The organism is Blastococcus sp. SYSU DS1021 (assembly GCF_054050995.1).
The window spans coordinates 70,288-82,163 of record NZ_JBJHAL010000009.1; the positions used below are offsets into that span (position 1 = coordinate 70,288).

Sequence of the window (11,876 nt, forward strand, 5' to 3'; positions counted from 1 at the left end):
ACCCGGCGAGCCGAGCAGGTCAGTCCATCGCGTTCAGTGACGCGACGGACTCGCGCGTCGGGCCGAAGCCGATCGGGGAGTGCTGGAGGTAGTGCGTCCGGTAGGTCCCGGCCGCCGAGTAGATGCCCTGCTTGATGTAGACGGACTGCCCCTCGTACAGGTTGGCGACCCGCTCGGACAGGACCTTCTCGCCCTGGTGCCAGACCTCGATGAGGCCCTTCGCCGGGTCGGGGGACCAGATGAACCGGACGGTGTGGTCGTTCCAGGCGCCCTTGTCGATCGTGCCGAGGTTGAAGGTCCGGACGTACTGCGCGTCGCCGGCGGTCCTGCCGCCCGTGCCACCCCGGACGTCGACCATGAGGTTCTCGTTCACGTCCGACCAGAAGTGCACGTTGGGGTTGCCGGAGTTCACCGTCTGGTGCCACTGCGTGTAGATCAGGAACTGGCCGCGCTCGTCCCAGTCGAAGTCGGCCGGGAAGAACGTGGACCAGGCCCACCACTGCTCGTCGCCGGGCCGGACGTCGCCGGAGGCGGCGATCGAGTCGCGGACCTCGGAGCGGAGGGTGCCGTGCGTGCCGTTCCAGCCGGTGTCGCCGCGCTGCACGGTGAAGAAGGCGGTGCGCTCCGAGCCGGGGTACGGGTTGGCCGTGGTGGTGCCGTACTGGTCCGACCGGAGGGCGTGGATCTCGGGCCAGGGGCCGGGGACCAGCGTCGTGGCGTCGTAGCCCCAGACCCGCGTGGGCTGGACGGCGGGCAGCTCGGGCTCGGGGTCGGACTCGGGGTCGGTCGCGGGCGGGGGCGTCGTGGTCGTCGGCGTCGTGGTCGTCGGAGGCGTGGTGGGCTCCGTGGACGGCGCCGGCGGCTCGGTGGTGGTGGGCTCGGGCGGGGGCGTCGTGGTGACCGGGGCCGCCTCGGCCGGGGTGGTCGGCTCGGCCGGCTGGCCGCCGGGGTAGATGTGCACCGGCTCCGTCCGCTCACCCTGCACCTTGGCGTGGTCCCGCGGCACGACCACGAAGGCGTACCGCGGGGTGGACAGCGGCAGCCGGGGCGACGTCCAGGCGGTGGCGCCGGTGGAGCCCACGATGCGACCGGCGGCGCCGGAGGTGACGTCGATGACGAGGTAGTCGCGGGCCCCGGGCACCCCCGTCCAGTCCAGCGAAGCCCGCTGATCGACGGCCTCGCCGATGAGATCGGCCGGGGCGAGCAGCACGGCGGCGGCCTGCGTGTGCGATGTGACGGGCCGAGGGGCTGCCAGGACGGCGTCGGCGAGTCCGGCGCCGCCGATCAGGGTCAGGGCCGCCAGGACGGCCAGGTTGCGCTTGTTCATGGCGTCGGTCCTCAGATCAGGTCGAGCGGGGTCTGGACGAGGCGGTCGGCGGCATGGACGCCGCCGCCGGCATCGGTCAGGACGGCGGTGGCGACGGCGAGCACGAGACCGGCCCTCGAGGGGAGCCGGGCAGGCGCTGCAGATGCCGCTCGGACGCCGCGTCCGGGGCTGCGGCGGTGACACCACCGGTCGAACCGACGACGGCTGAACGTTCTGTCACGCATCAATTACGCCACGTCATGAAGGCGGCGGTGCAGAGGCGCGCCGGTCGCCTTCCGGCCGCGGCGCCGGTGTGGCGCACCGCTGACGCCGAGGCGCCTACACCCATTGGGAGCCGTGTCCTTGCTCACGCGGACAGGGAGGCGCGAGCGCCAGGCACGACACCGCTGGCATGGGAGAGGTGGGGCGGGTGGGGCTCGAACCCACGACCCAGGGATTATGAGTCCCATGCTCTGACCAGCTGAGCTACCGCCCCGGACCCGCCAGCCTGCCAGACGGCGCCGCGGCGCCGCAGCCACGTCCTGGGGCCGGTGGGGCGAACTGACAAGGTCCGTTACCCCCCTGTGACATTCGGACGATCCGCTTGTACCGTCTCTCGCGGCCCATCCGATCCCGCTCCCGAAACCCGGGGGCTCGGACGGGCCCCGCCGAACTCTGCGGCCTCACCGCCGCGGGGACCGGGGACCCACGTTCTCTGGGGTGAATCCCGCCTGCGCCACCACGGGCAGGCAGGTAGGGCATGTTCCGGCCCGAACCCGTCAGCTGACCTGGTAGGCGGATAGAGGAACGGAGACCGTCGCCTTGGCGACCTCGCACCACCTGCGCCACCACGTCCCGGCCGCGCCCGCGCGCCGGGCCCTCAGCCGCACCCGTCGGGCGGCCACCGCCGCCACCGCACTGCTGGCGCTCGCACTGCTCGGGACGTCGACCGCGGCGGCCGCGCCGGGCGACGCGCGCAGCGAGCATGACCGCGTCGAGGCGGAGGTCGCCGACATCGAGCAGCGCGTGCGCGACGCAGAGGAGCGCCTGCAGCAGCTCACCCTCCGGGCAGAGGAGGCCAGCGGCGCCGTGCTCGCCGCGCAGGCCGAGCTCGACCGCGCCCGCGAGCACGCCGACGCCATCGCCGCCGAGCTCGCCGCCGTCCGGGAGGCCGTGGCGAGTACCCAGGGTGAGGTAGCCGCCCTCGGCCGGGAGGCCTACATGGGCAGCGACAAGTCCATGAAGCAGCTGGAGATGGTGCTGCACGCCGACGGCCCGGGGGAGCTCCTCCAGCAGGCCGCGACGCTCGACCTCCTCGGTGAGGATCGCGCGCAGGTGCTCGAGGACCTGCGGGTGGCCGAGGCCCGCGAGGCCCGGCTCGACCAGGAGGCGAAGGCCGCCGTCGCCGAGCGGGATGCCGCAGCGCGCAAGGCCCAGGGCATGCAGGCGGAGGTCGACGCCCTCCTCGCGGCCGCGCAGACCGACTTCGATGCGCTCACCGCCGAGAAGGCGGCGCTGGACGAGCAGCTGCGCGAGGCGGAGATCCGCATGCTCAGCCTCCGCGGCACGGCCGACCCCGTCGCCGCCTGGTCCGAGCAGCAGGCCACCGAGCAGGCGGCCGTGGCGGCGGCTCCCGCGACCGCCGGGGCCGGCCGGCTCACCCAGGGGCGGGTCACCTCCTGCTACGGCAGCCGGTGGGGTACCCAGCACCTCGGCGTGGACATCGCCGCGCCGATCGGCACCCCGATCTTCACGCCGGAGCCCGGGGTCGTGCTGCAGGCCGGGCCGGCCAGCGGGTTCGGCCTCGCCGTCGCCATCCAGCACCACGACGGGGCCATCACCGTCTACGGGCACGTGAACCAGTTCTTCGTCTCGCCGGGCCAGGTCGTCAGCGGTGGGCAGCAGATCGCCGAGGTGGGCAACCGGGGCCAGTCCACCGGCCCGCACCTGCACTTCGAGGTGCACCTCGGTGGCCTGTACGCCAACCGGTCCAACCCGGTGCCGTGGCTGGCCCAGCGCGGCATCACCCTCGGCGGCAGCTGCGGCTGAGGCTGGTTGACGCCATCGGTCAGGATGAGCACGTGCGGACGACGGCGGGGGCGAGCCCGTGGCTGCGGGCGTGGCTCCTCGTCGCGCTGCTCGCGGCCGGCGTGGTCGCCGCCCTCGCCGTCGACGTGCCCACCCTGGCGCAGGTCCGCTCGTGGGCCGACGGCGGCGGCCTCCGGACGTGGCTGCTGCTGATCGCCGCGCAGGGGGTGGTCCTGCTCGCGCCCGTCCCACGGTCGGTGCTGGCGGCGCTGACCGGAGCGGTCCTGGGGTTCGGCGCGGGCTTCGCGGTCGCCTACACCGGTGCCTTCCTGGCGGCGACCGGTGCGTTCTGGCTCGCGCGGGGCCTGGGTCGCCCGGCCGTGGAGCGGCTGGCGGGGCCGCGGCTCGGCCGCGTGGACCGGTTCTCCAGCGACCGGGGCTTCGTCGCGGTGGTGCTGAGCCGGGTGGTCCCGATGGTGCCCTTCGTCCTGGTCAACTACGCGGCGGGCCTGAGCGCTGTACGGCCGCTGACCTACGGCGTCGCCACCGCCGTCGGACTGGTACCCGGCACGGTGTTGCAAGTGGGCGCCGGCGCCTCGGCCGGCGCGGTCGTCGCCTGGATGCCGACCGCCACGGTCGCCCCGGTGGTCGTCGTGCTGGTGCTGCTGCTGCTTGCCGGTGCGGCCGTGTCGAGGTACCGATCCCGCACCGGCGAGCAGGTGGGCGAGGACGCGGGTCAGCGCCCGCCGAAGAACCGCCCCAGCGCGCCGCCGGCCCCGCCCACGGTGCGGGCGGCCAGCTGAAGGATCGGTCCGCCCGGGATGCCCGGCACCTGCTGGACGATCGGCGCCAGCTGCAGGAGCCCGGGCACGTCGTGGACCTTCAGTCTGCGGCGGGCCACCGCCGGTACCGGGTTCACCCGGCCGGCGGCGGCGTCGAGCAGGAGCTCGGGGGTTGCCTCCACGGCCGGGCCCTCGACGACACCCGGCGGCACCCGTCGCACCCGCCACCCGTCGTCGTCCGCGGTGAACCCCCAGCCGCCGTCGGGTGTCACCAGGCTGACGCGGCCGACGATGCCCGACGAGGCGGCCAGTGCGCCGGTCACGTCGGTCAGCGCCGCGAGCCCTGACTGCAACACGGGGCCAGGCGGTGGTGGCGCACCGCAGGACACCAGGTCCAGCCCGTGGACGGCGAGCTCGTAGGCCTGTCCGAGGACGACGCTGAGCAGCGGCAGCCGGCCGACGACCGAGACCGCGGGTGCGGTGTCGAGCTCCACCGGCTCGTCGGCCAGGTAGCGGGCCGTCGCCTCGCGGTTGCGGCGCAGGGCGGCCAGCACCTCCGCCCGGGAGGTGTCGCGGTGGGCGGCGGTCACCCGAGCGTTGACCGCGTCCGGGTCGGGGGGCGTGCCGGCGCCGCCGGTCCGGGCCGAGGCGATGAGGTCGAGCAGGGCGGTGTGGTCGTCCCAGCAGCCCAGGTGCACGCAGATCTCGTGGGCCCGCCATCCGGGGAGCCGGGACCGGCGGTCGAGGTCCACCGATTCCGCCTGCGCGAGGAAGGCGTCCCACGCGTCCAGCACCATCCCCGCGACCGCGTCGCGGCCCGCCTCGGCCATGCCCTGGTGTCCGCCCACGCGGAGGCCCTACCCGGAGGCCGCGCGAGGCAGGCACGGCGCACCGTGGCGCCGGTCACCCGCCCGGGTGAGCGCGCCGTCACGCGGCGGCGGGCGCGGACCGATCGCCCCTCCGTGAGCGAGACACCGGCGCGCGACCGCCGAGCGGGCTGGGGCCACGCCTGCGGACGACGGTCGCGCCCGGCGGTCCCGGCCGTGCTGGTCGGCCTGCGGTCCGGCCTGTACCGAGCCGGGCGACGACGTCGAGGACCTGTGCACCGGGCCGACGTCGCCATGTACCGGGCGAAGAGCACCGGCGGCGACCGGGTGGGGGTCCTGGACTCCTGAGCCGGATCCGTCCACGCCGCGTGGCCCTGACGCTACGCACCGTGGTCGGCGGCGAGAAGGACGCGCTGGTCGCAGGCGTCTGGGGGTGGATGAGCGCCCCGGACGCCGACTACCGTGCGTAACGACGCTCTGGGGCGCGGCCGCTCGCGTTCCGAGCCCTCGTGGGCCGGTATGGTTCCGGCCCACCGGGCGGACCTGTGAATTCGCTGACGCATGTGGACGCCGCCAGTAACAGATGGTATTGCCCGCTGACCAGCGACAAAGCGGTGCACCGGCGGCCGGGCGAGCGCAACTGTCACTTTCGTCCCAGGAGTCGCAGCCGGGCTGGCGCGATGGGGGCACCATCGTGCAAACTTGTCGCGGGAGCCCTGCTCCGCCACTGCCGATAACGGCGCGTCACCGAATCGATGGGTCCGTAGGGGAAGACGAGACCGATCGAGTCGATGGAGGTGCCCGGTGCAGCGACGGTCAACCCAGGGTGTCGTCTTCGTGCACTCGTGCCCGAAGGCGCTCTGCCAGCACGTCGAGTGGGCGCTGGAACGCGTCGTCGGCGCGCCGGTCTCCCTGTCGTGGGCTGAGCAGCCCGCGGCGCACGGTGCCTACCGTGCCGAAGTGGCGTGGACCGGTTCGCCCGGTACCGGCGCCAAGCTGGTGGCTGCGCTGCGCGCGTGGCCGATGCTGCGCTTCGAGGTGACCGAGGAAGCCAGCCACGGCAACGACGGCGAGCGCATGTCCTACGTGCCCGGGCACGGGGTCTTCCGCGCGCCCACCAGCGCCAACGGCGACCTCATCGTCACCGAGCAGCAGCTGCGGCACCTCGCGGCGACGGCGTCCTCCGTCGAGGCGTTCCGGCACGGCGTCGACCAGCTGCTGGGCGCCGCGTGGGACGCCGACCTGGAGGTCTACCGGCACGCCGGCGACGGCAGCCCCGTCACCTGGCTGCACCAGGTCGTCTGAAGGTCACGATCGGGGCACGACACTCCCGGCCTGGTCGGGGAGCCGTCGTAGCCTGGAGCGGGCCGTCCGGGCGCCGTCGGGGAAGCGGCGCCGGGACGGCCTTTCCACGTGGTGAGGTACTGGAACGGCCCCGTCCAGAGGCTCGCGCCGAGCGTGCGAGGCGTGAGGAGGACGGGGTCCTTCGTCAGAGCGGGATGTTGCCGTGCGCCCCGCGACCGAGCGGTGCTCCGGCGAGCGCCTCGATGAGCCGCTGCCGCGTCCGGGCCGGCTCGACCACCTCGTCGACGACGCCGATCTGCAGCGCCCGGTTGACCCCGCCGGCGATCCGCTCGTGCTCCTCGGCCAGCTGCGCGTGCAGCGCCTCGCGCTCACCGGGCGGGGCGGCGGCCAGCTTCTTCCGGTGCAGGATGCCGACCGCCGCCTTGGCGCCCATGACGGCCACCTCGGCGCCGGGCCAGGCGAACACCTTCGTGGCGCCCAGCGAGCGGGAGTTCATCGCGATGTAGGCGCCGCCGTAGGACTTGCGGGTCACCAGCGTCACGCGCGGGACCACGGCCTCGGCGAACGCGTGCAGGAGCTTGGCGCCGCGGCGCACGACGCCGTCCCACTCCTGGCCCACGCCCGGCAGGTAGCCGGGCACGTCGACCAGCACCACCAGCGGGATGCCGAAGGCGTCGCACATGCGCACGAACCGCGCCGCCTTCTCCGCCGACGCGGAGTCCAGGCAGCCGCCGAGCCGCAGCGGGTTGTTCGCGATCACGCCGACCGTCCGCCCGGCGAGCCGGCCCAGGGTGGTGACGACGTTGGGCGCGAACCGGGGGTGCAGTTCCAGGCCCGGCTCGTCGAGCACCGAGGAGACCAGCGGCTTCACGTCGTAGGCCCGGTTGGTCTGCTCGGGCAGCAGCGCCGCCAGGTCGTTCCCCGCCTCCTCGGCGGCCGGGGCGAAGCTGCCCTGCGCCGCGAGCAGGTCGACGGCCAGCCGGGCGGTCTCCAGGGCGGCGGGCTCGGAGTCGGTGACCACGTGCACCACCCCGCTGCGCCGGCCGTGCGTGTCGGGGCCGCCGAGGCTCTCCATGTCGACGTTCTCGCCGGTCACCGAGCGGACGACCTCCGGCCCGGTGACGAACACCCGGCCGGCCGGACCCATGATCACCAGGTCGGTCAGCGCCGGGCCGTACGCGGCCCCACCGGCCGCGGGGCCGAGCACCACGGAGATCTGCGGGATGCGCCCGGACGCGCGGACCATGGCCGCGAAGACCTCGCCGACGGCGTGCAGCGCGGTCACGCCCTCGGCCAGGCGGGCGCCGCCGGAGTGCCAGATCCCGATGACCGGCACGCGCTCGCGCAGGGCGGTGTCGAGGGCGTCGACGATGTGCCGGCAGCCGTCGATGCCCATCGCGCCGCCCATCACCGTGGCGTCCGTGCAGAAGGCGACGGCGGGGCTGCCGGACACCGCGCCGCGGGCGGCCAGCACCCCGGAGGTGTCCCGGGTGCCGAGCAGCTGCATGGAGTCGGCGTCGAAGAACCGCCGCAGCCGGTCCTCCGGGTCACGCGGGTCGGGGGCCGTCACGGCGGGCGCGGCCTGGACTGTCGTCACGGGTTCCTCCGGATCGTGTGGCCCCGTCCGGAGGCTCGCCCCGAGCCTGCGAGGGGTGAGAGGGACGGGGTCCTTCTTCAGGCGGTGGTGAAGACCAACGCGATGTTGTGCCCGCCGAAGCCGAACGAGTCGTTGACCGCCGCGGTCAGCTGCGCCCGGCGCGGCTCCCGGCGGACGATGTCGAGGGCCTGCACGGCGGCGTCGTCGTCGGGGTCGTCGAGGTTCGCCGTCGCCGGCACGATCTGCTCGCGCAGCGCCAGGATCGTGAACACCGACTCCAGGGCGCCGGCGGCGCCCAGCAGGTGGCCGGTCTGGCTCTTGGTGGCGCTCACCAGCACGTGCTCGCCCAGCGAGGAGCGGATGGCCGCAGCCTCGGCGGTGTCGCCGACGGGGGTGGAGGTCGCGTGGGCGTTGACGTGCCCCACGTCGGCGGGGGAGAGGCCGGCGTCGCGCAGCGCGGCGGCGATCGCCCGTCCGGCGCCCTCGCCCTCCGGGTGGGGGGCCACCAGGTCGTAGCCGTCGGCGGTCGCGCCCGCGCCGGCCAGGCGGGCGTGCACGCGCGCTCCGCGGGCGGCGGCGGAGTCGGCCCGCTCGAGCACGAGCGCGGCCGCGCCCTCGCCGAGGACGAACCCGTCCCGGCCCTTGTCGAACGGGCGGGAGGCGCGCTCGGGCTCGTCGTTGCGGGTCGACATGGCGCGCATGGCGGCGAACCCGGCCATGGGCAGCGGGTGGACGCAGGCCTCCGCGCCACCGACGAGCACGATGTCGGCGCGGTCGAACCGCAGCAGGTCCAGCCCCCAGCGGATGGCCTCGGCGCCCGAGGCGCAGGCGCTCACCGGTGCGTGCACGCCGCCCCTGGCCCCGACGGCCAGGCCCACAGCGGCCGCCGGCCCGTTGGGCATCAGCATCGGGATGGTGAAGGGGGAGACCCGCTTGGGCCCCTTCTGCTCGAGGACGTCGTCCTGGCCCAGCAGCGTCAGCGCCCCGCCGATGCCGGTGCCGAAGACGACCGCGATCCGCTCGGGGGCGACACCGGCGTCGCCGGCCCCGGACTCGGCCCACGCCTGCTCGGCGGCCACGACCGCAACCTGCTGGCTGCGGTCGAGCCGGCGGGCGCGGACCCGGTCGATCTGCTCGGCGGGTTCGGTGGCCAGGCGGGCGACGAGCTGGGCCGGGAACTCCTGCACCCACTCCTCGGTGATCCGGCTGACGCCCGAGCGCCCGGCGAGCAGGGCGTCCCAGGTGCTGGCCACGTCGCCGCCGAGCGGCGTGGTGGCGCCCAGGCCGGTGACGACGACGTCGGTGGTGGACGGGCTCATGGGATCTCCTCGTGCGGACGACGGCCGGGTGGGCCGGATCGGGGGGGATCGGGTCCCGCCGGCGGTCGGCCGGCGGGACCCGAGGGGGTCAGCCCTGGTTCTTCTCGATGAAGCTGATCGCGTCGCCCACCGTCTTGATGTTGGCGAGCTGGTCGTCGGGGATGGCGACGCCGAACTTGTCCTCGACGGCGGTGGCGATCTCGACCATCGACAGGGAGTCGACGTCGAGGTCCTCGGTGAAGGACTTCTCCGGGGTGGCGTCCGCTGGGCTCACCCCGGCGACCTCCTCCAGGATCTCGGCCAGACCGGACTGGATCTCCTGGGTGCTCACGCGGGTCCTCTCTCTCGGATGGTGCGGTAGAAGGACCCCGTCCTGCCCGCCACTCGCACGCTCGTGGCGGTGCCCTGGACAGGGCCGTTCGTCGTCCGGGACACGGTGTCCCGGCGAACTGGGGTGGGGCGGCTCACGGGAGCACGACCACCTGGCCGGCGAAGGTGAGGCCGGCGCCGTAACCGAGCAGGAGGGCGACGTCCCCGCTCCTGGCCTCGCCGCTCTCGAGCAGGGCCGCCAGCGCCAGCGGCACGGACGCCGAGGACGTGTTGCCCGAGCGGACGATGTCGCGGGCGATGACCGTGCGCTCGGGCAGCTTCAGCCGCTTGGCCATGAGCTCGATGATCCGCAGGTTCGCCTGGTGCGGCGCGAACACGTCGATGTCGTCGGGGCCGACGCCGGCGCGGCGCATGGCCTCGGCCAGGGTGTCGGTGAGTTTCGTGGTGGCCCAGCGGTACACCGCCTGGCCGGCCATGCTCATGCCGGTCTCGTTCTCGGGGATGGCGATCGCCTCGTGCAGGTCGCCGTCGCTGCCCCACACGGCCGGCCCGATGGCCGGCTCGTCGGACGCGGTCACGACCGCGGCGCCGGCCCCGTCGGCGAAGATGACCGCCGTCGCCCGGTCGTCGAGGTTGGTGTAGTCGGTCAGCCGCTCGCCGCCGATGACGAGGGCGTTGCGCGCGGTGCCGCTGCGGATGGCGTCGGCCGCGGCGCTGAGCGCGTAGCACCAGCCGGCGCAGCCGGCGTTGACGTCGAAGGCGCCGGGCCGGGGCACGCCGAGCTGGTGGGCGATCCGCGGAGCGAGGCCCGGGATCGCCTTCGGCGGGCTGGTGGTCGCGAGCAGCACCAGGTCGATGTCGCCGGCGTCGAGGCCGCTGGCGGCCAGCGCCTTGCCGCCGGCTGCGACCGACATCTCCACGAGCGTCTCGTCGGGCTCGGCCCAGCGGCGCTCCGCGATGCCGACCCGTGCCTGGATCCACTCGTCGTTGGTGTCCATCCGCTCGGCGAGCTCGGCGTTGGTCACCCGACGGCGGGGCCGGTAGCTGCCGAAGCCGAGGATGCGGGCACCGGGGGCGCCGACCGGGAGCTGGAGTCGGGTCACGAGGACACCTCCGGGTAGAGCCGGGCGATCGGGTCGCCGGCGTCGACGAGGTCACCGTCGTGCACCAGCCACTCGGCCAGCACGCCGTCGTAGCCGGCGGAGACGTTGACCTCCTCCCGGCGGCCGCGGATGCAGCCGAGCGGGGTGCCGGCGGGCAGGTGGGTGCCCTCGGCGATCTTCGCAGGGCTCACCGTCCCGCGGGCGGGCGCGACGACCATCCGCCAGTCGGGCAGGTGCTCGGCCTCCGCGCGGCCGCGCTCGGCCTCGATCAGCTCGCGGGCCCGGTCGAGGTCGGCGGGCGTGCTCACGGCGAGCACCTCGATGCCGGCGCCCTTCCACTCCCGCTTGGCCAGGCCGGCGAGGGCGCCGGCGGGCGGCAGCTCGATCACGGCGGTGACGCCCAGCTCCCGCATGGTCGCCAGGCACGCGTCGAACCGCACCGGGCTGGTGACCTGGGTGACCAGTCGGGAGAGCACCTCGGCGCCGCTGTCGACCGCGGCGCCGTCGGCGTTGGACAGCAGCAGCCGGCTCGGGTCGGCCGGGCGCAGCCCACCGACCAGGCCCTCGAGCTCTTCGCGAGCGCGGGCCATGTACGAGGTGTGGAAGGCGCCGGCGACCGAGAGCGGCATGATCCGCGCCTTCGCCGGCGGGTCGGCCTTGAGCGCGGCGAGACCCTCCAGCGATCCGGCGGCGACGATCTGGCCGGCGCCGTTCATGTTGGCGGGGCTCAGGCCGTGCTCCTCGATGGCGGCCAGCACCTCGTCGGGGTCGCCGCCGAGGACGGCGGACATGCCCGTGGGGGTCTGTGCGCAGGCGGCGGCCATGGCACGGCCGCGGACGGCGGTGAGCGCGATGGCCGCCTCGACGCTCAGCACGCCGGCGAGCGCCGCGGCGGTGAGCTCGCCGACGCTGTGCCCGGTGATGACGACGTCGCGCCCGGTGTGCGGGGTGTGGGCCACCGGCCCCGGCAGCCCACCCAGCTCGCGGGCGACGAACAGGCTCATCGCGACCACGAGCGGCTGGGTGACCGCGGTGTCCTTGATCGCCTCCGCGTCGCCGGTCGTGCCCAGGGAGAGCAGGTCCGCGCCGGCGATCGCGCCGGCCCAGCGGAAGAACGGTTCGGCGCCGGGGAGGTCGAGCCAGTCGGTCAGCATCCCGGGCTTCTGCGCACCCTGACCCGGGGCGAGGACGGCGAGCACCCCACCACCGTGCCAGTGATCACCGGTCCCGCGCGCGGCGGCCGGGCACGAAAGCACCCTGGTGATCTTTGTCGAGTTCC

The 11,876-nt window shown here is 74.8% G+C and carries 10 protein-coding genes, 1 tRNA gene and 1 riboswitch; of the genes, 3 read left to right on the top strand and 8 right to left on the bottom strand.

Translation table 11 applies throughout. The features are described from left to right. Window positions 1-19 precede the first annotated feature (19 nt). A complete protein-coding gene (locus tag ACI8AP_RS08870) occupies window positions 20-1,327 on the bottom strand; it encodes a heparin lyase I family protein (RefSeq protein ID WP_456588976.1) in 1,308 nt (435 codons plus the stop codon). Window positions 1,328-1,728: 401 nt separating this feature from the next. Further along, window positions 1,729-1,802 (bottom strand) — tRNA-Ile (locus ACI8AP_RS08875). A gap of 160 nt (window positions 1,803-1,962) precedes the next feature. Further along, a riboswitch (cyclic di-AMP (ydaO/yuaA leader) is annotated at window positions 1,963-2,118 on the top strand. A 10-nt stretch (window positions 2,119-2,128) separates the two neighbouring features. Between ACI8AP_RS08875 and ACI8AP_RS08880 the strand changes: the two genes are divergently transcribed. Together ACI8AP_RS08880 and ACI8AP_RS08885 are read left to right on the top strand one after the other, a co-directional pair. Beyond that, the gene (locus tag ACI8AP_RS08880) at window positions 2,129-3,355 is read left to right on the top strand and encodes a murein hydrolase activator EnvC family protein (RefSeq protein ID WP_456588977.1); all 1,227 of its coding nucleotides are present in this window, start codon (window positions 2,129-2,131) and stop codon (window positions 3,353-3,355) included. 32 nt (window positions 3,356-3,387) lie between these two features. Then, the gene (locus tag ACI8AP_RS08885; RefSeq protein WP_456588978.1) at window positions 3,388-4,137 is read left to right on the top strand and encodes a TVP38/TMEM64 family protein; all 750 of its coding nucleotides are present in this window, start codon (window positions 3,388-3,390) and stop codon (window positions 4,135-4,137) included. On the opposite strand, the gene ACI8AP_RS08890 is transcribed toward ACI8AP_RS08885, so the two are convergent. Continuing rightward, window positions 4,071-4,964, bottom strand: coding sequence for a maleylpyruvate isomerase family mycothiol-dependent enzyme (locus ACI8AP_RS08890; RefSeq protein ID WP_456588979.1), 894 nt, complete (start codon window positions 4,962-4,964; stop codon window positions 4,071-4,073). The two genes, ACI8AP_RS08885 and ACI8AP_RS08890, sit on opposite strands and share 67 nt — an antisense overlap. A gap of 783 nt (window positions 4,965-5,747) precedes the next feature. Here ACI8AP_RS08890 and ACI8AP_RS08895 point away from each other — a divergent pair. Beyond that, entirely contained in the window at window positions 5,748-6,248 is a 501-nt protein-coding gene (locus ACI8AP_RS08895) for a DUF3145 domain-containing protein (protein WP_456588980.1), read from the top strand. A gap of 184 nt (window positions 6,249-6,432) precedes the next feature. Here the strand turns inward: ACI8AP_RS08895 and ACI8AP_RS08900 are convergent, their stop codons facing one another. The 5 genes from ACI8AP_RS08900 to ACI8AP_RS08920 all read right to left on the bottom strand — a co-directional run bounded on the left by ACI8AP_RS08900 (window position 6,433) and on the right by ACI8AP_RS08920 (window position 11,796). Continuing rightward, window positions 6,433-7,845 carry an acyl-CoA carboxylase subunit beta gene (locus ACI8AP_RS08900; protein ID WP_456588981.1) on the bottom strand — a complete coding sequence of 471 codons (1,413 nt, stop codon included), beginning with the start codon at window positions 7,843-7,845 and terminating at the stop codon, window positions 6,433-6,435. 77 nt (window positions 7,846-7,922) lie between these two features. Further along, a complete protein-coding gene (locus tag ACI8AP_RS08905; RefSeq protein ID WP_456588982.1) occupies window positions 7,923-9,164 on the bottom strand; it encodes a beta-ketoacyl-[acyl-carrier-protein] synthase family protein in 1,242 nt (413 codons plus the stop codon). Window positions 9,165-9,252: 88 nt separating this feature from the next. Continuing rightward, the gene (locus tag ACI8AP_RS08910) at window positions 9,253-9,495 is read right to left on the bottom strand and encodes an acyl carrier protein (RefSeq protein ID WP_347060094.1); all 243 of its coding nucleotides are present in this window, start codon (window positions 9,493-9,495) and stop codon (window positions 9,253-9,255) included. 133 nt (window positions 9,496-9,628) lie between these two features. Next, window positions 9,629-10,597 (bottom strand): beta-ketoacyl-ACP synthase III, encoded by a 969-nt coding sequence (locus ACI8AP_RS08915; protein ID WP_456588983.1) that lies wholly within the window; start codon window positions 10,595-10,597, stop codon window positions 9,629-9,631. Beyond that, window positions 10,594-11,796 (bottom strand): acyltransferase domain-containing protein, encoded by a 1,203-nt coding sequence (locus ACI8AP_RS08920; RefSeq protein WP_456588984.1) that lies wholly within the window; start codon window positions 11,794-11,796, stop codon window positions 10,594-10,596. Before ACI8AP_RS08920 ends, ACI8AP_RS08915 begins: the two co-directional genes overlap by 4 nt. Window positions 11,797-11,876 lie beyond the last annotated feature (80 nt).